The sequence below is a fragment of the Micromonospora sp. NPDC004551 genome, assembly GCF_040609975.1.
Taxonomy (GTDB): domain Bacteria; phylum Actinomycetota; class Actinomycetes; order Mycobacteriales; family Micromonosporaceae; genus Micromonospora.
Genome location: NZ_JBEXLM010000014.1, coordinates 23,641 through 47,103, shown reverse-complemented (window position 1 = coordinate 47,103; position 23,463 = coordinate 23,641). Strand labels below are relative to the sequence as shown.

At 74.4% G+C, this 23,463-nt stretch carries 24 protein-coding genes; 11 read left to right on the top strand and 13 right to left on the bottom strand.

The window, feature by feature from the left end:
* Genes ABZW14_RS18170 through ABZW14_RS18155 form a run of 4 tightly spaced genes read left to right on the top strand, consistent with a single transcriptional unit; the run spans position 1 to position 4,289 of the window.
* Positions 1-1,413 (top strand): NADP-dependent succinic semialdehyde dehydrogenase, encoded by a 1,413-nt coding sequence (locus tag ABZW14_RS18170; RefSeq protein WP_355347399.1) that lies wholly within the window; start codon positions 1-3, stop codon positions 1,411-1,413.
* 41 nt (positions 1,414-1,454) lie between these two features.
* A complete protein-coding gene (locus ABZW14_RS18165) occupies positions 1,455-2,420 on the top strand; it encodes a TIGR03885 family FMN-dependent LLM class oxidoreductase (protein ID WP_355347396.1) in 966 nt (321 codons plus the stop codon).
* 34 nt (positions 2,421-2,454) lie between these two features.
* Positions 2,455-4,035 (top strand): Na+/H+ antiporter, encoded by a 1,581-nt coding sequence (locus ABZW14_RS18160; RefSeq protein WP_355347393.1) that lies wholly within the window; start codon positions 2,455-2,457, stop codon positions 4,033-4,035.
* Complete coding sequence (locus tag ABZW14_RS18155) at positions 4,032-4,289, top strand: UBP-type zinc finger domain-containing protein (protein ID WP_355347390.1); 258 nt, start codon at positions 4,032-4,034, stop codon at positions 4,287-4,289. Before ABZW14_RS18160 ends, ABZW14_RS18155 begins: the two co-directional genes overlap by 4 nt.
* 4 nt (positions 4,290-4,293) lie before the next feature.
* On the opposite strand, the gene ABZW14_RS18150 is transcribed toward ABZW14_RS18155, so the two are convergent.
* Positions 4,294-4,827 carry a GNAT family N-acetyltransferase gene (locus ABZW14_RS18150; protein ID WP_355347387.1) on the bottom strand — a complete coding sequence of 178 codons (534 nt, stop codon included), beginning with the start codon at positions 4,825-4,827 and terminating at the stop codon, positions 4,294-4,296.
* A gap of 13 nt (positions 4,828-4,840) precedes the next feature.
* On the bottom strand, positions 4,841-5,059 hold the full coding sequence (locus ABZW14_RS18145) for a hypothetical protein (RefSeq protein ID WP_355347384.1): 219 nt from the start codon (positions 5,057-5,059) through the stop codon (positions 4,841-4,843).
* 59 nt (positions 5,060-5,118) lie between these two features.
* On the opposite strand from ABZW14_RS18145, the gene ABZW14_RS18140 reads away from it, so the two are divergent.
* Positions 5,119-5,628, top strand: a complete 510-nt coding sequence (locus tag ABZW14_RS18140) for a GNAT family N-acetyltransferase (RefSeq protein WP_355347707.1) — start codon at positions 5,119-5,121, stop codon at positions 5,626-5,628.
* A gap of 67 nt (positions 5,629-5,695) precedes the next feature.
* Here the strand turns inward: ABZW14_RS18140 and ABZW14_RS18135 are convergent, their stop codons facing one another.
* The 5 genes from ABZW14_RS18135 to ABZW14_RS18115 all read right to left on the bottom strand — a co-directional run bounded on the left by ABZW14_RS18135 (position 5,696) and on the right by ABZW14_RS18115 (position 10,510).
* Positions 5,696-5,854 carry a hypothetical protein gene (locus tag ABZW14_RS18135; RefSeq protein WP_355347381.1) on the bottom strand — a complete coding sequence of 53 codons (159 nt, stop codon included), beginning with the start codon at positions 5,852-5,854 and terminating at the stop codon, positions 5,696-5,698.
* Between the two features lie 11 nt (positions 5,855-5,865).
* Positions 5,866-7,086 (bottom strand): DUF6596 domain-containing protein, encoded by a 1,221-nt coding sequence (locus ABZW14_RS18130; RefSeq protein ID WP_355347378.1) that lies wholly within the window; start codon positions 7,084-7,086, stop codon positions 5,866-5,868.
* Positions 7,086-7,415, bottom strand: a complete 330-nt coding sequence (locus tag ABZW14_RS18125) for a YciI family protein (RefSeq protein ID WP_355347375.1) — start codon at positions 7,413-7,415, stop codon at positions 7,086-7,088. Before ABZW14_RS18125 ends, ABZW14_RS18130 begins: the two co-directional genes overlap by 1 nt.
* A gap of 93 nt (positions 7,416-7,508) precedes the next feature.
* On the bottom strand, positions 7,509-7,829 hold the full coding sequence (locus ABZW14_RS18120; RefSeq protein WP_355347372.1) for a multidrug efflux SMR transporter: 321 nt from the start codon (positions 7,827-7,829) through the stop codon (positions 7,509-7,511).
* A gap of 71 nt (positions 7,830-7,900) precedes the next feature.
* Positions 7,901-10,510, bottom strand: a complete 2,610-nt coding sequence (locus ABZW14_RS18115) for a glycoside hydrolase family 9 protein (RefSeq protein WP_355347369.1) — start codon at positions 10,508-10,510, stop codon at positions 7,901-7,903.
* Positions 10,511-10,715: 205 nt separating this feature from the next.
* Here ABZW14_RS18115 and ABZW14_RS18110 point away from each other — a divergent pair, with 205 nt between their 5' ends.
* A complete protein-coding gene (locus ABZW14_RS18110) occupies positions 10,716-11,441 on the top strand; it encodes a protein phosphatase 2C domain-containing protein (RefSeq protein WP_355347366.1) in 726 nt (241 codons plus the stop codon).
* Between the two features lie 10 nt (positions 11,442-11,451).
* Here the strand turns inward: ABZW14_RS18110 and hrpB are convergent, their stop codons facing one another.
* A complete protein-coding gene (gene hrpB, locus ABZW14_RS18105) occupies positions 11,452-13,977 on the bottom strand; it encodes an ATP-dependent helicase HrpB (protein ID WP_355347363.1) in 2,526 nt (841 codons plus the stop codon).
* Positions 13,978-14,073: 96 nt separating this feature from the next.
* Between hrpB and ABZW14_RS18100 the strand changes: the two genes are divergently transcribed.
* A complete protein-coding gene (locus ABZW14_RS18100; protein ID WP_355347360.1) occupies positions 14,074-14,805 on the top strand; it encodes a methyltransferase domain-containing protein in 732 nt (243 codons plus the stop codon).
* 99 nt (positions 14,806-14,904) lie between these two features.
* On the opposite strand, the gene ABZW14_RS18095 is transcribed toward ABZW14_RS18100, so the two are convergent.
* The gene (locus tag ABZW14_RS18095; protein WP_355347357.1) at positions 14,905-15,726 is read right to left on the bottom strand and encodes a SigB/SigF/SigG family RNA polymerase sigma factor; all 822 of its coding nucleotides are present in this window, start codon (positions 15,724-15,726) and stop codon (positions 14,905-14,907) included.
* Positions 15,727-16,062: 336 nt separating this feature from the next.
* On the opposite strand from ABZW14_RS18095, the gene ABZW14_RS18090 reads away from it, so the two are divergent.
* On the top strand, positions 16,063-16,818 hold the full coding sequence (locus ABZW14_RS18090; RefSeq protein ID WP_355347354.1) for a hypothetical protein: 756 nt from the start codon (positions 16,063-16,065) through the stop codon (positions 16,816-16,818).
* Here ABZW14_RS18090 and ABZW14_RS18085 read toward each other — a convergent pair.
* The gene (locus ABZW14_RS18085) at positions 16,767-18,356 is read right to left on the bottom strand and encodes a phospholipase D-like domain-containing protein (protein WP_355347704.1); all 1,590 of its coding nucleotides are present in this window, start codon (positions 18,354-18,356) and stop codon (positions 16,767-16,769) included. The genes ABZW14_RS18090 and ABZW14_RS18085 overlap by 52 nt on opposite strands.
* A gap of 135 nt (positions 18,357-18,491) precedes the next feature.
* On the opposite strand from ABZW14_RS18085, the gene ABZW14_RS18080 reads away from it, so the two are divergent.
* Positions 18,492-18,620, top strand: a complete 129-nt coding sequence (locus ABZW14_RS18080; RefSeq protein ID WP_255474581.1) for a hypothetical protein — start codon at positions 18,492-18,494, stop codon at positions 18,618-18,620.
* Positions 18,621-18,670: 50 nt separating this feature from the next.
* On the opposite strand, the gene ABZW14_RS18075 is transcribed toward ABZW14_RS18080, so the two are convergent.
* Together ABZW14_RS18075 and ABZW14_RS18070 are read right to left on the bottom strand one after the other, a co-directional pair.
* Positions 18,671-19,657: a pirin family protein gene (locus ABZW14_RS18075; RefSeq protein ID WP_355347351.1), complete on the bottom strand. Its 987-nt coding sequence runs from the start codon at positions 19,655-19,657 to the stop codon at positions 18,671-18,673.
* Positions 19,658-19,668: 11 nt separating this feature from the next.
* On the bottom strand, positions 19,669-20,151 hold the full coding sequence (locus ABZW14_RS18070) for a MarR family transcriptional regulator (RefSeq protein WP_355347348.1): 483 nt from the start codon (positions 20,149-20,151) through the stop codon (positions 19,669-19,671).
* Between the two features lie 126 nt (positions 20,152-20,277).
* Between ABZW14_RS18070 and ABZW14_RS18065 the strand changes: the two genes are divergently transcribed.
* Positions 20,278-20,862 carry a DUF1684 domain-containing protein gene (locus tag ABZW14_RS18065; RefSeq protein WP_355347345.1) on the top strand — a complete coding sequence of 195 codons (585 nt, stop codon included), beginning with the start codon at positions 20,278-20,280 and terminating at the stop codon, positions 20,860-20,862.
* A gap of 51 nt (positions 20,863-20,913) precedes the next feature.
* Here ABZW14_RS18065 and ABZW14_RS18060 read toward each other — a convergent pair whose 3' ends face one another.
* On the bottom strand, positions 20,914-21,501 hold the full coding sequence (locus tag ABZW14_RS18060; protein WP_355347342.1) for a general stress protein: 588 nt from the start codon (positions 21,499-21,501) through the stop codon (positions 20,914-20,916).
* Between the two features lie 109 nt (positions 21,502-21,610).
* Here ABZW14_RS18060 and ABZW14_RS18055 point away from each other — a divergent pair, with 109 nt between their 5' ends.
* Positions 21,611-23,437: a glycoside hydrolase family 15 protein gene (locus ABZW14_RS18055; protein WP_355347339.1), complete on the top strand. Its 1,827-nt coding sequence runs from the start codon at positions 21,611-21,613 to the stop codon at positions 23,435-23,437.
* Positions 23,438-23,463 lie beyond the last annotated feature (26 nt).

The following is a 23,463-nucleotide window of genomic DNA, read 5'->3' as shown; positions in this document are numbered from 1 at the left end:
ATGCCCATCGCCACCACCAATCCCGCCACCGGACAGGTGCTCAAGACGTACGACCCGATGTCGGACGAGCAGATCGACGCCGCGATCGACCGCGCCGACCTGGCCTTCCGGCAGTTGCGGGAGACCACGATCGCCGAGCGCGGCCGGTGGATGATCGCCGCGGCCGACCTGCTGGAGGCCGAGCGGGACGAGACCGCCCGGCTGATGACCACGGAGATGGGCAAGACGTACGCGGCGGCCAAGGCTGAGGTCACCAAGTGCGCCACGGCCTGCCGCTTCTACGCCGCGAACGCCCCGAAGATGCTCGCCGACGAGCCCGCCGACGCCGCCGCGGTCAAGGCGAAGCGAGCGTACGTCCGCCACCAGCCGATCGGCCCGGTGCTCGCGGTGATGCCGTGGAACTTCCCGCTCTGGCAGGTGATGCGGTTCGCCGCGCCGGCCCTCATGGCCGGCAACACCGGGCTGCTCAAGCACGCCTCCAACGTTCCGCAGACCGCCCTCTACCTGGAGGAGCTGTTCCGCCGCGCCGGCTTCCCCGAGGGCGCCTTCACCACCCTGCTGGTCGGCTCCGACGCGGTCGACCGGATCCTCAGCGACCCCCGGGTCCGGGCCGCCACGCTCACCGGCAGTGAGCGGGCCGGCCGCTCGATCGCCCAGACCGCCGGCCGGGAACTCAAGAAGACCGTGCTGGAGCTGGGCGGCAGCGACCCGTTCGTGGTGATGCCCTCGGCCGACCTCGACAAGGCGGCCGAGGTGGCCACGACGGCCCGCTGCCAGAACAACGGCCAGTCCTGCATCGCCGCCAAGCGGTTCATCGTGCACACCGACGTGTTCGACGCCTTCGCCGAGAAGTTCGCCGCCCGGATGTCGGCCCTGCGGGTCGGCGACCCGATGGACGGGGGCACCGACGTCGGCCCCCTGGCGAGCGAGAGCGGCCGGGACGAGATCCACGCCCAGGTGCAGGACGCGGTCGACAACGGCGCCACCGTGCTGTGCGGTGGCGAGAAGCCGGCCGGCGACGGCTGGTACTACCCGCCGACCGTCGTCACCGACCTGCGCCCGGGCATGCGGATGTGGGCCGAGGAGGTGTTCGGGCCGGTCGCCGGCCTCTACCGGGTCGGCTCCTACGAGGAGGCCATCGAGGTGGCCAACGGCACGAACTTCGGCCTGGGCTCCAACGCGTGGACCAACGACCCGGCCGAGCAGGAGCGCTTCGCCGTCGACCTCGACGCCGGCAACGTCTTCATCAACGGCATGACCACGTCCTATCCGGAGCTGCCGTTCGGCGGGGTGAAGAACTCCGGGTACGGGCGGGAGCTGTCCGCCGTGGGCATGCGCGAGTTCTGCAACACCAAGACCGTCTGGGTCGGCGAGGGGGAGGCCGGCGCCGGGGCGGGGGCGCACTCCGAGTAGTCGCGATTGGCCGGACTCCGTCATGGGTAGGACAAGCGCCCATGACGGTGTTCGGCTTCCACGCGTCCCATGAGCAGATCCACCCGAGCCGGCTGCTGGCGGCGGTGACCCACGCCGAACGGGCCGGCTTCGACGCCGCCATGTCGTCGGACCACTTCTCGCCGTGGAGCGCCCGGCAGGGCCACTCCGGCTTCGCCTGGTCCTGGCTCGGCGCCGCGCTCCAGGCCACCAACCTGCCGTTCGGTGTGGTCAACGCGCCCGGCCAGCGCTACCACCCGGCGATCATCGCGCAGGCCATCGGCACCCTCGCCGCCATGTACCCGGGCCGGTTCTGGGCCGCGCTCGGCACCGGCGAGGCGAGCAACGAGCACATCACCGGCACCGGCTGGCCGCGCAAGGACGTCCGCGCCGCCCGGCTGCGCGAGTGCGTGGACGTCATCCGGGCGCTGCTCGCCGGCGAGGAGGTCAGCCACGAGGGCCTGGTCACCGTGGACCGGGCGAAGCTGTGGACCCGGCCCGAGCAGCCGCCCGCGCTGATCGGCGCGGCGGTCAGCGTCGAGACCGCCCGGTGGTGCGCCGAGTGGGCCGACGGCCTCATCACGGTCAACGCGCCGGTGGCGCACCTGCGGCGGATGATCGACGCCTACCGGGACGCCGGCGGGCGCGGGCCGTTGCACCTCCAGGTGCACGTGAGCTGGGCGCCCGACCAGGCCGAGGCCGAGGCCGTCGCGTACGACCAGTGGCGCAGCAACGTCTTCGCGCCGCCGGTCTGCTGGGACCTGGAGCTGGCCGACCACTTCGACGGGATCAGCGAGGACGTGCCGATGGAGAAGGTCACCTCGGTGGTCAACGTCTCCGCCGATCTCGGCCGGCACGTCGGCTGGCTGGAGGAGTACGTGGCGCTGGGCTTCGACCAGATCGCCCTGCACCACGTCGGGCAGGAGCAGCGCGCCTTCATCGACACGTTCGGCACCGAGGTGCTGCCGAAACTCCGTACCGCCTCGTGATCACGCCGGGGCGGGCCGCCTAGGCTCGTACCCCATGGAAGCTCTGATCGAGGTCGTGGTCTTTCTCGCGATCGCGACCTTCGGCGCGGCGCTGGCCCGGCGCCTCGGCCTGCTGGCGCCGATCCTGCTGGTCGTGCTCGGCCTCGGCCTGTCCTTCGTGCCGGGTTTCCCACAGGTGCGCCTCGACCCGGAGCTGGTGCTGGTGGGCATCCTGCCGCCGCTGCTCTACGTGGCCGCGCTGAAGACGTCGGTGCCGGCGTTCCGGCTCAACCTCCGGCCGATCCTGCTGCTCGCCGTCGGGCTGGTGCTCTTCACCGCGTTCGTGGTGGGCACCGTCGTGCACCTGATCCTGCCCGACCTGCCGTACGCGATCTGCCTGGCCCTCGGCGCGGTGGTGGCGCCGCCGGACGCGATCGCCGCCACCGCGGTGGCCCGGCGGGTGGGCCTGCCCCGGCGGGTCGTGACGATCCTGGAGGGCGAGAGCCTGGTCAACGACGCCACGGCGCTGGTGCTGCTGCGGGTGGCGGTCGCCGCGGCCACCGCGGCCGGCGGTCACGTCGGGGTCGGCGCGGTCGCCCGCGAGGTGCTGGTCTCGGCCGGCGGCGGCATCCTCATCGGCCTGCTCGGCGTGGTGGTCTTCGGCGCCCTGCACAAGAGGATCACCGACCCGGTGCTGGACAACGCGCTGTCGCTGATCGTGCCGTTCGCGGTGGTCTTCGCCGCCGAGGAGATCCACGCCTCCGGGGTGGTCGCCGTGGTGGTGACCGGGCTGGGCATCGGGCACAAGCAGCCGCTGCTCATGTCGGCCGCCTCGCGGCTCCAGGTGGGCGCGTTCTGGCGGCTGATCCAGTTCCTGCTGGAGGGGCTGGTGTTCCTGCTGGTCGGCCTGCAACTGCCCGAGGTGCTCCGGGATCTGGACGAGCCGACCGGCCGGCTGGTGGGGATCACCGCCGCGGTGCTGGCCGCCGTCGTGCTGAGCCGGTTCGTCTGGCTCCTCCCGGCCACCTACCTGGGCCGGCTGGTGCCCCGGGCACGCCGCCGGGAGACGACGACACCGGTGCAGGTCCCCTTCGTCATCGGCTGGGCCGGGATGCGCGGCGTGGTCACCCTCGCCGCCGCGCTCGCGCTGCCGCTCACCCTGGCCGACGACCGGGCGTACCCGCGGCAGCTGTTCATCTGGCTGGCGTTCGCGGTGATCGTGGTGACCCTGGTGGCGCAGGGCGCCACCCTGCCGGCCGTGGCCCGCGCGGCGAAACTGCCACCGGACGACCCGGTGCAGGACGCGCTCTCCGCCGCCGCCGTGCAGCAGCAGGCCAGCCGGGCCGCCCGGGAACGGCTGGAGGAACTGGCCGGCGGGGCGCCCGACGCCGTCGTGGAACGGCTGCGCGGTCTGGTGCAGAGCCGCACCAACCTGGCGTGGGAACGGCTGGGCGGCGAGGAGCGGGAGACCCCCTCCCGGGCGTACGGTCGGTTGCGGCAGGAGATGATCGACGCGGAGCGGGAGGTGTTCCGGGCCGCCCGCGACTCCGGGAGGATCCCGGAGGAGGTGCTGGTCCGCGCCTACCGCGACCTGGACCTGGAGGAGTCGTTGCTGCGACAGGAGGCCGACGAGTGAGCTGCGCACACCTGACCGAGGCGGGCGACGCCGACCCGAAGACCACGACCGAGTGCCCGGACTGCGTGGCCATCGGCAACGACGACTGGGTGCACCTGCGGGCCTGCCTGACCTGCGGGCACGTGGGCTGCTGCGACTCCTCGCCGTACCAGCACGCCACGAAGCACTTCGAGGCCACCGGGCACCCGGTGATGCGGTCGATCCAGCCCGGCGAGACCTGGCGCTGGTGCTTCGTCGACGAGGAGATCGGCTGACCGGTCAGTCCAGGCGGCGTTCCAGCACCTGCCCGGGCCACGGCTCCCGGCCCGGGCGCTCGACCGTGAACCGGTCGGTGGCGGTGAAGCCGCAGCCCTCGTAGAACCGGACCAGCGCCCGGTCGTCCCCTCCGTAGCAGTCCACCCGGAGCAGCCCCAGGCCGCGCTCCCGGGCCAGCTCCGCCGCGTACGCCAGCAGCCGCGCCCCGATCCCGTGACCCGCGTACGCCCGGTCGGTGACCAGCAGGTTCACGTACAGCTCCGGTTCGGTGGGCGGCGGCACGTAGTCGGTGGCCGACCCGACCACGAGGGCACCCACCGCGGTGTCGCCGAGCATCGCCAGATACAGCCCGCCGCCACCGGCCCACGCGTCCGCCTGGGCGATCCGGCGCGGGTCGGTCGACGCGGGCTCGGTGCCCCACTGGCCGGTCCGGCCGCGCGCCACCAGCCAGGCCGTGGCGCGGTCGAGCAGCCGCAGCACGGTGGCGGCGTCGTCCGGCCCGCCGGGGCGGATGGCGATGGTCTGCTGGTCCGTCATGCCGATCATGCTCCTACACGGTCCCGGCCGGACGCTCGCCGGCCACCGGCCGGGCCGGCCGCCGGTTCGCCAGCGCCACCATGCCGTCCACCCCCTGGTACGCGCCGATGGCGTCCGGCGGGGCCAGGTCGTACGCCAGGCCCGCCCCGGCGGTCCCGTGCCAGAGATCGCCGAAGGTGTAGATCACGGTCGCCACCAGCAGCAGGGTGACCGACACGGCGACCGCGATCACACCGGCGGACGGTAATCCGCTCGCCCGGGCGGACCGGTTCTGCCAGGGTCGGGGCCGTGATGCGCAGCAGGACCGCCCGGGCCGAGGAGTTGACCGAGGTGCAGCGGATCGAGGTGGCCTCCGGCGCCCCGTTCCGGGAGATCGGCATGTCCGACGTCGCCGACATGCCACCGCTGCCGCTGGACGTGCTGGCCGTCGCCCAGCGCGACGGGCGCCTCCGGGTGGCGCTCGACGGCGCGGACCGGCCGGTCGGCTTCGCGGTGCTCGACCTGGTCGACGGCTGCGCGCACGTCCAGCAGCTCAGCGTCGATCCGGCGTACGCCCGGCGGGGGATCGGGCGAGGGCTGCTCGACGAGGCGGCCGGGTGGGCCGCCGGCCGGGGACTGCCGGGGCTGACCCTGACCACGTTCCGCAGCGTGCCGTGGAACGGGCCGTACTACGTGCGCTGCGGGTTCCGCGAGCTGACCGGAGCGGAGGTGACCCCGGGCCTGGCCGGGCTGCTGGCCGCCGAGGCGGCGCTCGGGCTGGACCCGGCCGACCGGATCGCCATGCGCCGGCCGGTCGACTGACCGGACGGCACCTCGCCGCGCGACGCTCGCCCGTCGGCCCGAAGGGTCCGCGTCTTACTCGGCCCGGTCAGGACACCGTCTCGTCGGGTGAGGCCCACACCGTGACGCGCCCGGTGACCAGGAAGGTGTCGTCCTCGAACCCGGTGACGGTGAGCATGGCGATGTGGTCCTTGCTGGTGCTGAGGCAGCCGATCCGGCCGACCGCCGCGGCCCCGCGTCGGCGCATCGGTGTGCGGTTCACCGGCCGGCCAGTTGGTCGCGGCGACGGATGAGGTACGCCGTCTCGGCGGTGTTGCCGGCCAGCTCGATCGCCCGGTCGTACGCCGCCCGCGACTCCGCGCTGCGGCCCAGCCGGCGCAGCAGGTCGGCGCGGCTGGCGTGGTAGGCGTGGTAGCCCTCCAGCGGCAGGCCGTCCACCTGTGCCAGCGCGACCTCCGGCCCGTCGAGCTCGGCCACCGCGATCGCCCGGTTGAGCCGCACGATCGGCGAGGGGTCGAGGCGGGCCAGGTGGTCGTAGAGCGCGACGATCTGCGACCAGTCGGTGTCCCGGACGTCGCGGGCGTCGGTGTGGACGGCGTTGATCGCGGCGAGGATCTGGTAGCGCCCCGGTGCCTCGCCGGTGGCGAGGCGGGCGCGGACCAGCGCGTGGCCCTCGGTGATCAGCTCGCGGTCCCAGGCGCCGCGGTCCTGCTCGCCGAGGGCGACGAGCTCGCCGCTCGCCGACACCCGCGCGGCCCGGCGCGCCTCGGTCAGGAGCATCAGCGCCAGGAGCCCGGCGACCTCGCCGTCGGCCGGCAGCAGGGTACGGACCAGCCGGGTCAGCCGGATCGCCTCGGCGGTCAGGTCGCCGCGGATGGCCTCCTTCGCGGGGTCGGAGGCCAGGTAGCCCTCGTTGAAGATCAGGTAGAGGACTGCGAGCACTCCGGTGACCCGGGCCGGGATGTCCTCCCGTAACGGCACGCCGTAGGGGATCCTCGCGTCCTTGATCTTCACCTTCGCGCGGGTGATCCGCCGGCCCATGGCGGCCTCCTGGACGAGGAAGGCGCGGGCGATCTCGGGCACGGTGAGGCCGCCGACCATCCGCAGGGTCAGCGCGATGCGCGCCTCCATGGCGAGTGCCGGGTGGCAGCAGGTGAAGATGAGGCGGAGCCGGTCGTCGTCGACCGCGCCGAGCGGCTCCGGGGTGTCGGCCAGCATCAGCGCCTCCCGATGCCATTCCTCGCGCCGGACCTCCCGCCGGAGGCGGTCGATGGCCCTGCGCTGGGCGGTCGTGGTGAGCCACGCGCCGGGACTCGGCGGGACGCCGTCGACCGGCCAGCGCTCGACGGCGGTCGCGAACGCCTCGGCGGCCATCTCCTCGGCGACGTCGAGGTCCCCGAGGCGCCGGGCCAGGGTCGCGACCAGCCGGGCCCACTCCTCGCGGTGGACCCGGGTGATCACCTCGTCGACGTCGGTCATCAGCCCGCGAACGGCCGGAGCTCGACCCTCCGGTTGCAGTGCTTCGACCCGAGGGCGGCCAGCCGGAGCGCCACGTCGAGGTGGGGCGCCTCGATGATCCAGAAGCCGACGACGTGTTCCTTCGACTCCACGTAGGGCCCGTCGGTGAACACCGGGTCCCCGTCCCGGCCGTCGACGACGGTGGCCGTCTCCGGTGCCGTGAGGCCGCCGGCGAAGACCCAGTGACCATCGGCCTGGAGCTTCTCGTTGAAGACGTCGATCGCGGCCATCTCCTCCTCGGTGGCGAGGCTGGCCGTGTCGTTGAGGACGGACATCAGGTACTGCGCCATCGGGATCGTCTCCTGTCGCCTGGCCGCCCCCTCGGGCCGCCGTTCACCCCTGCTACGAACGCCGCCGCCCCGATCCGACACGCCCACTGTGAATCAGTGCGCCCCGCCGAGGTTGAGCACGACCACGCCCGCGATCACCAGCCCGGCCCCGACCACCTTCGCCGCGCTCAGCGGCTCGCCCAGGAACGCCGCGCCGATGGCCATGATGGCCGCCGTGCCGAGCCCCGACCAGATCGCGTAGGCCACCCCGACCGGGATGTCCTTCACCGCGAGGGAGAGCAGCCCGAACGCCGACAGGTACGCCACCGCGAGGCCGAGCGTCGGCCAGAGCCGCGTGAAGCCGTCGGTCGCCTTGAGCAGGCTGGTGCCGATCACCTCGGCGGTGATCGCGGCCAGCAGGAACACGTACGCCATCCCGGGACGGTACCGGGCGGGGGAGATCATGGAAGTGTGGCGCCGGCCGGAGGGCCGGCGCCACAACCACGTCAGGAGACCGTGCAGGCGGTGCCGTTCAGGGTGACCAGGTCGGGGTTCGGGTTGGGGCCGCCGGCCGTCGACCCGTTGAGGCCGAAGGTGACCGTGCCGCCGGGCGCGATCCGTGCGTTCCATGACTCGTTCCGCGCGGTGACCGTGGCTCCCGACTGGCTGACCTTCGCCGACCAGTAGCTCGCCACCCGCTGGTCCCCGGTGAACGCCCACCGCAGGCTCCACCCGTTCACGGCCGCCGGGCCGGTGTTGCGCACCGTCACCTGGGTGGTGAAGCCGTCCGGCCAGCTGCCGTGGGTGGTGTACGTGACCGCGCAGGTCGGCGCCGGCACGGCCGACGCGTCGCCCTGGTCGGCGAGGAACGACGCCAGCCACGCCAGCGCCGAGTTCCAGTTGATCGCCACCTCGTTGGTCGCGTACGAGTTGATGTCGTCGACGTAGCAGAACATCGGCGCACAGCCGGCCAGCAGGTTGGCCGCGTACGGGTCCTGGAGCGCGGCGTTCGGGCCGCCGGCCAGCGAACCGGCCGGCGGGTTCGGCAGGTCCGGGTTCAACTGGTGGGCGAAGATCCGGCTGTGCTGGTTGCGCGCGTGCTGCTCGCCCCAGCCGGTCACGTAGGACATGTTCAGCGCGTTGCGGCCGAGCAGGTAGTCGGCGCTCTGCACGGCCCCGTCCCGGTACTTCGCGTCCCGGCTCAGGTCGAACGCGGTGGCCAGCACGATCGCGTTGTTGACGACGTTGCTGTTGTTGCCCCAGACGTAGGCGTCGGCGGCGCCGGGCAGCGGCAGCCCGTAGGCCTGGTCCCGCAGCGTGGCCAGGTAGCGGTCGGCGGCGGCGGTCACCGAGGCGCGGATCCTGGTCCGTTCGGCGGCCGGCAGGCCGTTGGGCACGGTGGCCAGGTCGAGCCGGCCCAGCGCGGCCACGCTCTGCCAGCCGAACGCCCCGCCGGAGGCGAAGACGTCGGCGGTGTGCAGCGGCGAGGCGGTGAGATCGGTCAGGTACGCCGGCCCGCCGGTGGTCAGCCACAGCTCGACGGCCGCCCAGTAGAACTCGTCGGTCACGTTCGTGTCGTCGTACGCGCCGCCGCCGGTGCCGTCGGCCGCCGAGGCGTAGACGGCCGGGTGGGCCTTGGCCGCCGCGTACGCGGTCTTCGCGGCGGCGCCGCAGCGGGCCGCGAACGCGGCGTCGTACGGGGCGAAGAGGCGGGCGCACTGGGCGGCCACGGCGGCCAGGTTGAGCGTGGCGGCCGTGGACGGCGGGTGCAGTTCCCGGGGCTGCGGATCGTCCTGCGGGGCGAGCGGCAGGCCGGTCCAGTTCCGGTCGTGGACCTTGTGGTGCACCATCCCGGCGAGTGGCTGACCGGCGGGCACCTGCATGCGGAGGAGGAACTCCAGCTCCCAGCGGGCCTCGTCGAGGACGTCCGGGACCTGGTTGCCCCGCTCGGGCACGCGCAGGGTGCCGTCGCCCAGCGCCGCGCCGCCGGCCGCCGTCTCGGCCGTCCTGGTCCGCTCGAACGCGTTCAGCAGCTGATAGGTGGCGATGCCGCCGTTGACCACGTACTTGCCGTGGTCGCCGGCGTCGTACCAGCCGCCGCGGACGTCGAGGCGGTGGTCGCAGACGCCGGGCTGGCAGGGCACGTCGGTGTCGCCCTGGTTGGGCGCCACGCCGAGGTGGCCGGCGGGGCGGGCGTAGCCCGCGCCGATCAGGTCGCCGTCGATCGGGATGCCGCTGCGCTGGGCGTAGAAGAACTGGAGCGAGTCGGCGCGCAGCCGTTCGTAGAGGGTGCCGGAGATGTCGAAGGGGTGGCTGGTCTCCCCGTCGACGACCAGGGTGTAGCCGGTGCCCGGGGTGCGGTAGGCGGAGAAGTCGACGGTCTGCACCGGCTGCCCGGACGCCGGGTCGACGCCGCGCGGTGTGGTGGTCCCGCCGGCCACCACGGTCCCCGCGGCCGACCGCAGCTGCCAGGGCAGCGGCTCGGCGGCGTCGGTGACCACGGTCGCGTTCTTCGGCCCGCCGGGCAGGTAGCCGACCTGGTTGACCCGCACCCGCGGCCCGGTGTCCGGCTCGTAGGGCGGGGCCGCCTCGCCGCCGCGCAGCGAGACGTTGTCCAGGCAGAACGTCTGCGCATCGGCGCTGCCGCCGACCTGGAAGATCAGTTGGGCGCCGGCGTTGTCGGCCGGGGCGGTGAACGTCGTGGTGACGTGCCGGGCGGCGCCGGTCGCGGTCGCGTCGACGCTCGCGTACGTCGTGTAGGGGGCGCTGCCGAGCTGGAGCACCGCCCGGACGGCCGCGCCGGGGGTGGCGGAGACGTCGAAGGAGAGCGCGTACTCGGCGCCGGCGGTCAGCGGCACGGCGTCCTGGCCGATGCCGGCGTCCCACGGGTTGGCGAGGCCGCCGGGAACGGTGGTGCAGAGCCGGCCGTCGGTGACCCCGAGGTCCCCCGTGCCGTAGGAGAACCAGGGGGACGTGCCGGCGCTGAAGTCCCCGTTGCGCAGCTGTTCGGGGGCGTCCGGGGGCACCTCGGCGCGGGCCGGGCCGGCGGGGCCGCCGGCGAGCGCCAGGGTGGTGGCCACGGCGAGGGCGGCGAGCCGACGTCGGGATGGGGTCACGGAGGTTCCTTCCGTGCGAGGGGGACGGGTCGGATGCTGGGAGCGCTCCCAGGATCAGCTCGATGCTTCCAGCGTGTTCCGCCGCTGTCAATCGATCCGGTCCGATGGCTTCCGGGCGCCACCGACAGTGAGATTCGCCGCGCCACGTAGCATGGTCCTGATCTCCTAGAGACAACCGAGCCCTCCAACTGGCAGGCTGCCTCCCATGACCCTGAAGCTTCGTTCCGTCGGGGCGAGCGACCGTGGGCTGATCCGCAGTGGCAACCAGGACGCCCAGCACGCCGGCAACTGGCTCGTCGCCGTCGCCGACGGCATGGGCGGCATGGCCGCCGGCGATCTGGCCAGCCGCATCGCGATGGACGCGGTCGCGCCGCTGGACGTGGAGACCCCCGAGGACGGACTGGTCGCCGCCCTCCAGGGCGGCATCGAGCTGGCCACCGCGCGGATCCGGCAGGCGGTCGAGGAGGACCCGGAGCGTCAGGGCATGGGCACCACCCTCACCGCGCTGCTGTTCGCCCGCACCGGCAGCTGCCTGGCCCTCGCGCACGTCGGCGACTCCCGGGCCTATCTGTTCCGGGAGGGCGTGCTGAAGCAGGTCACCCGGGACGACACCTTCGTGCAGATGCTGGTCGACCAGGGGGTCATCACCGCCGAGCAGGCGAGCAGCCACCCCCGCCGGGCCGTGGTGACCCAGGCGTTGCAGGGCGACGAGGTCTCCCCGACCTACGCCACGATGGTGCCCTGGGCCGGCGACCGCTGGCTGCTGTGCAGCGACGGGCTCTCCAACGTGGTCCGCCCGGACACCCTCGCCGAGGTGCTCGGTGGTCATCCCGACCGGGAGGCGTGCGCGGCCAAGCTGATCGACCTGGCGCTGCGGGCCGGCGGTCCGGACAACGTCACCGTGGTGATCGCCGACGTGATCGAGGAGTAGCCCGGGTCAGTCAGCGCCGGCGCGGGCTGGCGCGCCGGGTGGGCTCGGCGCTGGTGGGATCCTCCGGCCACGGGTGGCGGGGATAGCGCCCGCGCAGCTCCGCCCGCACCTGCGGGTAACCGGTGCGCCAGAACGAGGCCAGGTCGGCGGTGACCGCCACCGGCCGGCCGGCGGGGGAGAGCAGGTGCAGCAGCACCGGCACCCGGCCGTCGGCGATCCGGGGCGCTTCCTGCCAGCCGAACGTCTCCTGGAGCTTTACCGCCAGCACCGGCGCGGCCGGGTCGGTGTAGTCCAGCCGGATCCGCGATCCGCTCGGCACCGGGAGCCGCTCCGGCGCCAGCTCGTCCAGCCGGGCCGCCTGCCGCCAGTCCAGCAGCCGGCGCAGCGCCGCCGCCACGTCGACCCGGGCCAGGTCCGCCCGGCGGCGCGCGCGGGCCAGCTCCGGGCCGAGCCAGGTCGGCGCGGCGGCGAGCAGCGCGGCGTCGGAGACGTCCGGCCACTCCTCGCCGAGCGCCTGCCGGCAGAAGGCCAGCCGCCGGCGCAGCGCCGTGGCCTCCGGCGTCCAGGTGAGCAGGGCCGGGCCCTCCTGGCGCAGCCCGGCGAGCACCGCCTCGGCCAGGAGCGCCGGATCGGGCGCGGTGAGGGGCCGGTCGACCAGCTCGATCGCGCCGAGCCGGACCACCTCCCGCGCCACCACGTCCCCGCCGGACCAGCCGACCTCGCGGGTCTCGCGCAGCAGCGGACCGCCGGCCTCCCGGGCCGTGGCCTCGTCCACCGGTGTGGCCAGCCGGACCCGGGCGGCCGGCGCACCGGGGGAGCGGTCCGCCACGGCGATCGCCAGCCAGCCGGACCCCACCAGCCCCGACCCGCCCGCCAGCTCCGCGGCGGTCCCACCGGCCATGAGGTACGCGGACCCGCCCGCCCGCACTCGAGCCACCCGCTCGGGATACGCCAACCCGACGACAAGCCCCGCCGCGAGGTCATCGGGCAGGCCCGCCCCCTCCGCCCCGCGATCGCGGGACGGGGTTGTGGTGGGCAGGGTGGTGCGCAGGCGGCGTACCTCGGCGCGCCAGCGGGCCGTTGCCGCCGGGTCGGCTCCGGTGCGCAGGCGGCGCCAGAGGGCGGTGAGGTCGTCCCCGGCGCCGCCCAGCGTCTCCTCGGCGAGCAGCGCCACCACCTCGGCGGCCCGGTCGGCGCCGACCCGATCCGCGCCGTCGAGCAGCGCGCGGGCCAGACGGGGGTGCGCGCCGGCGGCTGCGATGGCCCGGCCCCGGGCGGTGATCCGGCCGTCCGGGTCGACCGCGCCGAGCGTGGTCAGCGTGTCCCGGGCCACGGCGAGCGCGGCCGGCGGCGGGGGATCGGGCAGCGCCAGGCCGGCCCCGTCCGGGGCGCCCCAGGCGGCCAGCTCCAGCGCGAACCCGGTGAGGTCGGCGGTGGCGATCTCCGGCTCGGGCTGCGGAGCGAGCCGGGCGTGGGTCGCCTCCGACCAGCACCGGTAGACGGCCCCCGGCGCCTCCCGCCCCGCGCGGCCGGCCCGCTGGGTGGCCGCCGCCCGGGACACCGGCACGGTGACCAGCGCGCCCAGCCCGCGGGCCAGGTCGGTGCGGGCGACGCGGCTCAGCCCGGCGTCCACCACGGCGCGGACGCCGGGCACGGTCAGGCTGCTCTCCGCCACGGCGGTGGCCAGCACGACCCGGCGCCTCCCGGGCAGCGGCGTGAGGGCCGCGTCCTGCGCGGCGCCCGGGAGCCGGCCGTGCAGGGGCAGTACGGCGACGGCGTCGCGCAGGTCGGCCAGGCGGCCCGCGACGGCGGCGATCTCGCCGGCGCCGGGCAGGAAGACCAGCACGTCCCCGTCCCGCTCGCGCAGCGCCCGGCGCACGGTGGCCGCCACGTGGTCCAGCAGTGCCGGGGCGACCCGGCCCGCGCCGGGCGGGGCGACCGGGCGGGGCGGGGGCGTCCAGATCCGGTCCACCGGGTGCAGGGCGGCCTCGGCCCGGACCACCGGCGCGGGAGTGCCGCCGCCGAGCAGCGCGGCGAACCGGTCCGCCCGCGGGGTGGCCGACATGGCGAGCAGTCGCAGGTCCGGCCGGAGCGTGCCGCGGGCCTCCACGGTGAACGCCAGCGCCAGGTCGGCGTCGAGCTGCCGCTCGTGGCACTCGTCGAGCAGCACCGCGCCGACGCCGGGCAGCTCCGGGTCGCGGTGCAGCCGGCGGACCAGCAGGCCGGTGGTGACGACCTCGATCCGGGTCCGCGGACCGGCCCGGCGCTCGCCGCGTACGGCGTACCCGATCCGGTCGCCGACCCGCTCGCCGAGCAGGGCGGCCATCCGGTGCGCGGCGGCCCGGGCGGCCACCCGGCGGGGCTGGGCGATCACGACCCGTCCGGGAACCCGGTCGGCCACGGCGAGCGGCGCGAGGGTGGTCTTGCCGGTGCCCGGGGGCGCCACGAGGACCGCCGCACCGGCCGCGTCCAGCGCCTCGACCAGCGGCGCCAGCACCGGCCGGACCGGCAGGTCCAGGGCGACGTCGGAGAGCACGGACCCACTCTCGCACCCCGGCCCGGTCGGCCGGCGCGGGGTCCTGTCCGACTTCTCACATTGACCGTGACCGCTTCCTCGCGTGGAGTGACGGTCATGGCGATGATGGCGTACGACGAGAGCTCCGCCGAGGCCTTCGCGGCGACCCGGCACCTGCCGGCCGGCGGCCTGGCGAGCTGGCGCGCCGCGGTGGCCCGGCACCTGCCCGTCGGGCCCGGTGACCGGGTGCTCGACGTGGGGGCGGGCACCGGGTTGTGGGCCGCCGCCTTCCGCGCCTGGTACGGGGTGGACGTGCTGGCGGTCGAGCCGGCGGCGGCGATGCGGGCCCGCTCGGCGTACCCGGGGATGGTGGCCGGGCGGGCGGAGGCGCTGCCCCTCGCGGCGGCCGGCCTGGACGGCGCGTGGCTCTCCACGGTGGTGCACCACCTGCCCGACCTGCCGGCGGTCGCCGCCGAGCTGCGCCGGGTGCTGCGGCCCGGCGCGCCGGTGCTGATCCGGTCGGTCTTCGCGGGCCGGGGCGGCGGCGTCACGCTGTTCCGCTGGTTCCCCGAGGCGCTGCGGGTGCTGGAGGCCTATCCCTCGGTGGCCGAGGTCTGTGCGGCGTTCGAGCCGGCCGGGTTCGCGCCGGTGGCGCTGGAGCCGGTGCCGCAGGTCAGCGCCCCCTCGCTGCGGGCGGCGGCCGACGGGCTGCGGCGCGCCGCGCACACCCCGCTGGCGCTGCTCGACGACGCCGACTACGACCGGGGAATGCGCCGGCTGCGGGCGGCGGCGCGGCGGACCCCGGACGCTCCGGTGGTCGACGCGCTGGACCTGCTGGTGCTGCGCTGAGTGCGGAACGAAAACGGCCCGGCCGGCGCATCGCCGACCGGGCCCGAGTGGACGTCAACGGTGGCCGGGCCCGCCGGCCCGGCCACCGCCGCCACCCCCCTAGTACGTTCCGTCGAGCTGCCCGCGCAGCTTCGTGAGTGCCCGGGCCAGCAGCCGGGACACGTGCATCTGCGAGACGCCGATCTGCTCGGCGATCTGCGACTGGGTCAGGTTGCCGTAGAAGCGCAGCGTGAGGATCTTCTGCTCGCGCTCGTCGAGCGTGGCCAGCGCCGGCCCGAGGGCGACACGCAGCTCGGCCAGCTCGAACTCGCCGTCCTCGCCGCCGAGCATGTCACCCAGCTCGGTGGCCCGGTCACCGTCGCCGGTCGGGGTGGACAGCGACACCGCGTTGTAGGCGCGGGCGCCCTCCAGACCCTCCAGGACCTCTTCCTCGGTGAGGTTGAGGTGGCCGGCGATGTCGGCGACGGTCGGCGAGCGGCCGAGCGTCTGCAGCAGCGAGCTGTTGGCGTCGGAGATGGCCAGCCGCAGCTCCTGGAGGCGGCGTGGCACCCGGATGTCCCAGGTGCGGTCGCGGAAGTGGCGCTTCAGTTCGCCGATGATGGTCGGGATGGCGTAGCCGGCGAAGTCGACGCCGCGGGACGGGTCGAACTTGTCGATCGCCTTGATGAGGCCGACGGCGGCGGTCTGCGCCAGGTCGTCGGTGGGCTCGCCCCGGCCGCTGTAGCGGTGGGCGAGGTGGTTGGCGAGAGGCAGCCAGGCCTCGATCGCCCGGTCGCGCAGCGCGGCGCGCGAGGGGTGGTGGGTGGGCAGCGCCGCCATCGCGTTGAGCAGGTCGGCGGCGCTGTCGGTGAGCGCCCGCGGGTCGAGCTTCCCGGAAGTCGATGTTGTCGTCGCCGGCTCGCTGATCGTGTGCGCGGTCATGGGTGGTCCTCCCTGCACCTCGTCCGCGAAACATAAAAAGACGTGACGCTTCGGTTTAGCTTCAGTTAGGCCGTTCGGAAGCCACCTTAACCTGATCGGCCGGAGGAAATCTAGCCGAAAGTACGATGCACTTAAGCCGTGTCACACCACAAAGGCCCCGAATTGGGCCGGAAGCCCCTCGGGTGGCCGTCGATCCAGGCTGGCCGGACGGATGACCTGGCGGGACGACCGGTCAAGGTGAAACCCGACAGTCGGCTCACACTGTCGCCTTTCCGTCGTTGTCCCACCAACGGGACCGCCCGTAGCGTCCAGGGTGTACACGTCTACGGAGGCACCGTGCTGGATCCCGCCGCTCCGCAACTCGTCGTCAACGCCCGGACGCTGCTGGTCAGCTGGCTCCCGGCGGACCCCGACGCGGTCGCGGCGCTCGTCCCGGCAGGTCTGCGCCCGCGCCCCGACCGCGAGGTGTTCCTCTGCCAGTACGTGGTCGACGACGAGACCCAGACCTCGGGGTTCGGCGCCTACTCACTCACCTTCCTCGGTGTCTCGCTCACGGACATGGATCCGCCCGACGGCGAGACACCCGGTGGCTGGTGGACGCACTACCTCGCCTCCAGCCACCGGGTCCGGCAGTACGCGACCGCCCGGGGCGCCCCCGCCCTGCCGGGGGAGACCCTCGTCGACGTCCGGGCCGGGCGGCTCAGCACCGAGACGTGGGCCGAGGGGCGGCCGCTCATCCAGGTCAGCGCCCGGGTGGGGCACACCGGCACCGAGGCGTACAACGGGCACCACCGCTACCTCACCGCCCGGGACGGCGAGCTGATCGTCGCGGACTACCCGTACGTGGCCGAGCCGGTGTCGCCGTTCGAGGTCGAGTCGGTGGAGTTCCTCGACCCCGGGCACCCGGTCTACGCGCTCCGGCCCGCGAACCCGCTCGCGGTCTGCTGGGGCTTCTACTCACCCCGGGTGTCGTTCGCGTACCCGCCGCGGCCGGACGCGCTGGACGAGCCGCTGCCCGCCGGTGAACCGCTCGCGGCGGCTCACCAGGTCCCGGCGCGCCGGGCCCGCAGCGGCCTGCCGTCCGGGTCGTAGACCAGCCGGTACGCGGGCAGCGCCCAGAGCCGGGTGCGCCAGGGCAACCGTTCCGGCCGGTGTGGTCGCAGCCGCCCCGGCGGCCGGGGACCCACCCGCCCGGCCTCGTGCCACCGCTCCAGCTCCGCCGCGGCCGAGGTGATCGCCGCGACCGCGTCGGCCGGGTCGAGCAGATCGTGGTCCTCGCCGCCGTCCGGGTCCCGGTCCAGGTGCTCGCGCCACAGCCGCAGCCGCAGGTCCCGGGCGAACACCCGGGCCCCGTCGCCGAGCCCCGCCGGGTCGGTCGGGGCGCGCTCGTCCCGGGTCTCGTCCAGCACGGCGCAGGACAGCTCGCTGTCGTGGGTCCACGAGCGGCGGTTGAAGTTGTCGCTGCCCACGCTGGCCCAGACGTCGTCCACCACGCAGACCTTGGCATGCACGTAGACCGGGGTGCCCTCGTGGTTCTCCACGTCGAAGACGTGCACCCGGTCCGGGGCGGCCCGGTGGCAGAGCGCGAGGGCCTGCGCGCGGCCGACCATGTTGGGTGGCAGCGCCAACCGGCCGTCCACGTCCGGGTGCCGGGGGACGACGGCGACCAGGTGCAGCTCCGGCTGCTCGCGCAGGGCCCGGGCGAAGAGGTCGGCCACCTCGGTCGACCAGAGGTACTGGTCCTCCAGGTAGATCAGCCGACGGGCCCGGCGGACCGACTTCGTGTAGCCGCGGGCCACCGTCCGCTCGCCGTCCGGGGCGAACGAGTAGCGCGGGCGCACGGCCGGGTAGGTGCGCAGCACCTGCACGTGGTGCGGGCCGCAGGGCGGCGGATCGGCGGGCTGGTCGGGCAGCGGGTCCGGGCTCAGGTCCGAGCCGCGCAGCCGGTCCCGCAGGTAGGCCATCGGGTTCTCCGAGTCCAGCGGCATGGGGTCGGTCCACCGCTCCCGGAAGGTGGTGTCCAGCGCGCCGACCACCGGGCCGCGCAGCGCGAGCTGCACGTCGTGCCAGGGCGGGTGGGGGCCGTACCGCGGGGACATGGTGACGGGCTGAGGGTCGCCGCCGTGCGCCGCGTCGTCCCGCCGGCTGTGGCAGAGGTCGATCCCGCCGGCGAAGGCGATGTCCCGCTCCGAGTCGCCGGGGCGGCGCAGCACCACCAGCTTCTGGTGGTGCGAGCCGCCGCGGCGGACCCGCTGGTCGAGCAGAACCTCCCCACCGGCCGCGCAGATCGCCTCGCTGAGGTCGCGGTTCTCCTCCTCGCTGTAGGAGAGCGCGTCGAGGTGGGAGCGCCAGATCAGGCCCTTGACGACCACCCCGCGCTGGGCGGCCCGGGCGAACAGCTGCACCACGGTCGGGCCGTCCGGCCGCATCCGCTCGTCCGGGTCACCGCGCCAGTCGGTGAAGAAGAGATGGTCGCCGGCCCGAAGCTGCTCGACCTCGGTGACCAGCCGGTCGAAGTACGCGCCGCCGTGAATCAACGGCTCGGCGAGGTTTCCGCTCGTCCAGACGGGTAATTCAGACCCTGGGTTGGCGCGTTCCTGTGCGGAGAGGAACCAGTCCCGCATCGCCACGTTCCAGCCTCCCGAGGTCGACAACGTCCTCACGGTAGGACCCCCGGCACGGACCCGCACGCCGACCGTTTCGGCCGGTGGGGTCCTCGCGTGGGGGTGCACCGAACCCGATCGCGAAACCGAGGAGGCCACAGCATGCCCGCCGAGACGCCGAACACCGTGACCGAATACCGCGAACAGGCGGTGGAGGGGGAACGGGGCGCGCTGGTGGCGGTCTTGTTGATGGTGATCCTCGGGGTGGCCGGGATCTTCGCCGTCTCCTGAGACCGCGAACGGGCGCCCCGGGAACCCGGGACGCCCGTCGGACCGTACGGTCAGGGGCGGTCGCCCTCGCCGCCGCTGTGCGGCATCCGCTCGGCCGGGATCACCCCGAGCCGGCCGGCCTGGTAGTCCTCGACCGCCTGGATCAGCTCGGCCCGGGTGTTCATCACGAACGGGCCGTAGTGCGCCACCGGCTCGCGGATCGGCTGGCCGCCCATGATGTAGAGCTCCAGCGCCGGGGTGTTGGCGTCCTGCCGCGCGTCCGCGCTGACGCGCAGCGCGTCGCCCGGCCCGTGCACGGCGAGCTGGCCGAGGTGGACCGGCCGCCGGTCGGTGCCCACCGTGCCCCGCCCGGCCAGCACGTAGACCAGCGCGTTGAAGTCCGGCCGCCAGGGCAGGCTCAGCTCGGCTCCGGGCTGGAGCGTCACGTGCGCGATGGTGATCGGCGTGTGGGTCGAACCCGGGCCGCGGTGCCCGGCGATCTCGCCCGCGATCACCCGGATCAGCGCGCCGCCGTCGGGCGTGGTCAGCAGCGCCGACTCCTTGCCGCGGATGTCCTGGTAGCGGGGCGGGTTCATCTTCGCCACGCGGGGCAGGTTCACCCAGAGCTGGAGGCCGTGGAAGAGGCCGCCGCTCATCACCAGGTGCTCCGGCGGCGCCTCGATGTGGAGCAGGCCGCGGCCGGCCGTCATCCACTGGGTGTCGCCGTCGGTGATGGTGCCGCCGCCGCCCTGCGAGTCCTGGTGGTCCATGATGCCGTCGATCATGTAGGTCACCGTCTCGAAGCCCCGGTGCGGGTGCCACGGGGTGCCCTTCGGCTCGCCCGGGGCGTAGTCGACCTCACCCATCTGGTCGAGGTGGATGAACGGGTCGAGTTCGCTCATCGGGACCCCGGCGAAGGCCCGGCGGACCGGGAAGCCCTCGCCCTCGAAGCCGCTGGGCGCGGTGGTCAGCCGGCGCACCGGGCGGAAGGTGGTGGACTCGGCGAGCTCCGGCAGGCGGGGCAGGACGAGGACGTCGTCGACGGTGATCGCGGGCATCTCGGGGCTCCTTACTTGTCGGCCGGGGTGGACGACGCGTCGCGGTCGGCGCGTAGGCGCCGGCCGAGCCGCTCGAAGACCCGGGTGAGGCAGGCGACCTCGGCATCGTCGAGGTCGTCCATCAGGTGGGTGCGCACGGACCGCAGGTGGTGCGGCGCGGCCTCGCGCAGGGTCAGCAGCCCGGCGGCGGTGAGCACCGCCTCGCTGCCACGCCGGTCGTCCGGGCAGGACTCCCGGGCCACCAGGCCGCGCTTCTGCATGGACGAGATCTGGTACGTCAGCCGGCTCGGCGAGAACACCAGCCGACCGGCCAGCTCGCCCATCCGCAGCCGCTGCCCGGGCGCCTCGGACAGCAGCACCAGCACGTGGTAGTCGGCGAAGCTCAGCTCGCTGTCGCCGCGCAGGTCGTCCTCGAGCTGGGTGAACAGCCGCTGGCTCGCCTCGATGTATGCGCGCCAGCAGGCCGCCCGCTCGGCGTCCAGGCTCTCGGTCATGGGGACGAGACTAGCACTATTTAAAATTTAAACAAGAGCTTTGCGATGGTAGTGAGCCGCGCAACAGTGGTGTCGTACGGCAGTGATTTTTGAATCTGAAGCAGATGGGCGGGCTAGGGTCGGAGCGTGGATGATCTCGACGTGCAGGACTGGCGTGAGCGGGTGGCCCGGCTCTACCTCTCCGACCTCGACCTGGCCGGCTTCCGGGCGGCCCGGGACGAGTTGTTCCGCAGCCACCCCAGCAGCCCCCTGCCGGCCGCCGACCGGCCCGGCTTCACCGGGCTGCGCTGGTTCCCGCCCGACCCGGCGGCCGTGGTCGAGGCGCCGCTGCGCCCCGCCTCGGGCACCGAGACCATCGACACCGGCGGCCCCGACGGCGTGGTGCGCTACCGGCGGGTGGCCGTCGCCGAGACGCCCTGGGGGCCGCTCACCCTCTGGTGGATCGAGGCGTACGGGGGCGGCCTGTTCCTCCCGGTGCGCGACGCGACCTGCGGCGCCGGGGCGTACGGCGGCGGGCGCTACCTGACCGACACGGTGAAGGGCACCTTCGGGCGCGGCCTGACCGTGCTGCCCGGCAACCGGGTCCGGCTCGACGCCAACTACCTCTACAACCCGAGCTGCGCCTACGACGACCGGTGGGCCTGCCCGCTGGCGCCGCCGGAGAACCGGGTCGACGTGCCGATCCGCGCCGGCGAGCGCGCGTACCACTGAACGGGTGACGCCCCGGCGCGACGGTGCGCCGGGGCGTCGGAAACCGGCCGGTCAGCGTGCGGTGGTGCCGGTCGGGGTCAGGTGCATCCGGCCGAGCAGCTGCCGGGCCTGTTCGGCGACGTCCGCGTCCACGGTGACCGCGTACTGCCCGGCCCGCAGCGAGCTGGCCGACGTGAAGTCCCGCTGGCCCCCGGTCATGGCGTGGGCCACCGCGCCGAACACGGCGCCCCAGATCGCGCCGATCACCAGGCCCACCAGGATCACCGCGACCCAGTTCCCCGCGGTGAAGATGCCGAAGAGCAACCCGATGAACAGGCCGAACCAGGCGCCCGTGCCCGCGCCGACCAGCGCGGCCCGGCCCGTGGTCAGCCGGCCCATCACCGTCTCGACAAGGGTGAGGTTGGTGCCCACGATCGAGGTCCGTTCCACCGGGAACCGGTTGTCGGCCAGATAGTCCACGACCCGCTGGGCGGACGGATAGTCCGGGTACGACCCGATCGTGACGGTCGGCGGGCCGGTCTGGGGCCCGTGTCCGTCCCCGCTCGGCGGCAACGGACGGCCGCTCGGACCGGACGGGAGGTTGTCGCGCCCCGGCATCCCGGGCCGCCATGCCGCGGTCGGACTCGAGGAACTGGTCATGAGCATCCTCCTTCGTCAACCCGCCGCGTTCCCCGCCCCGTCGGGCGGTAACGCGCCCGCCCGGACCGATGGCGGCGCATGGTGACCGCCGCGCCGGGTAGCCACCGGAGTGCGGACCGGACGGATCAGCGAGCACGGTTTCCTCGCCGACGGGCACAGCGCCGCCCTGGTGGACACCGCCGGCTCGGTCAACTGGTGGTGCCCACCCCGATTCGACGCGCCGTCGGTGTTCGGGCGGCTGCTGGACGACGCGGCCGGGCACTGGAGCATCCGGCCCGCGGCCGAGTTCACCAGCACCCGGTCCTACCTTGACGACACGCTCGTGCTGCGTACCGTCTTCACCACCGCGACCGGGACGGCGGCCGTCACCGACGCCCTGGCGCTGGAGCCCGGAGCGCGCGGGCACGTGATCGGGCTGCGGTCGCCGCGGGTGCTCGCCCGGGTGGTCGAGGGCCTCGCCGGCGAGGTGCCGATGCTTGTCGACTACGCGCCGCGCTTCGAGTACGGCCGGGTCAACGCCTACCTCAGCGAGACCGACGGGGTGATCGGGGCGACGGGCGGCGGATGCCGGCTGGAGTTGCGCGCCAACGTCCCGCTGAGCTGCGGCGAGGGCGCGGCGTCCGGACGGTTCACCGCCCGCGCCGGCAGCACCCACCACTTCACCCTCGGGTACGCCCCGACCTACCGGGGCGGCGCGCCCGCGCTGCCCGACGCCGACCAGGTGCTGGCCGACGCCGTCGAGGGCTGGCGGTCCTGGGCCGGCCTGCACCGGTACGACGGCGACTACCGCGACCTGGTCCGCCGCAGCGCGATGGTCGTGCAGGGGATGACCTACGGGCCCAGCGGGGCGGTGGTCGCGGCGGCCACCACCTCGATCCCGGAGGAGCTGGGCGGGGACCGCAACTACGACTACCGCTTCGTGTGGTTGCGCGACTTCAGCCTCACCCTCCAGGCGCTCTGGCTGGCCGCCTGCCCCGACGAGGCGGACCGGCAGTTCACCTGGGTGGCCCGCGCGATGGGCCGGATCGACGGCGAGCAGGTGCCGATCATGTACGGCGTCGAGGGCGAGCGGGACCTCACCGAGCACGACCTCGACCACCTCGCCGGGTACGCCGGCAGCCGGCCGGTCCTGGTCGGCAACGACGCCTGGCGGCAGCGGCAGACCGACGTGCTGGGCGAGGTCCTCGACGCGGCCTGGCTCATGCGGCACTACCTCGACCCGATGTCGGCCGACGTGCGGCACCTGCTGCACGCCCTCGCCGACGAGGCGGCGGGGGAGTGGCGCCGGCCCGACGCCGGGATGTGGGAGGCGCGTGGCCCCGAGCGCCACTACCTGTCCTCCAAGGTGCAGTGCTGGACCGCGCTGGACCGGGCCGTCCGGTTCGGCCCCCGGATCGGCGAACCCGCCGACCTGGCACGCTGGGCGGCCGCCCGCGACGAGGTGCGCGCGGCGGTGCTCCGCCGGGGCTGGAACGACCGGGTCGGGGCCTACACGGGCGCCTTCGACTCCGACGAGCTGGACGCCTCGGTGCTGATCATGCCGCTGGTCGGCTTCCTGCCCGCCGCCGATCCGCGGATGCGCGCCACGATGGACGTGGTCGAGCGCCGCCTGTCCCGCAACGGCCTGCTGCGCCGCTGGGACGACGACCCGGCGGGGTTCCTCATCTGCTCCTTCTGGCTGGCCGCCGGCCTGGCCGAGGCCGGCGAGCTGGACCGGGCCCGGCGGTTGTTCGGGCAGCTCGCCGCGCGGGTCAACGACCTGGGCCTCTTTGCCGAGCAGATCGACGAGACCACCGGCGAGCAGCTGGGCAACTTCCCGCAGGCGTTCTCGCACATCGGCCTCATCAACGCCGCGGGCCGGATCACGACGGCCGCCGAGCGGCTCGGCGGCCGGACCGGCCGACGGTTCGGCCTCATGGAGGACCAGGGCGCCTGAGCCGACCGGGCCGTGCCCGCGCGACA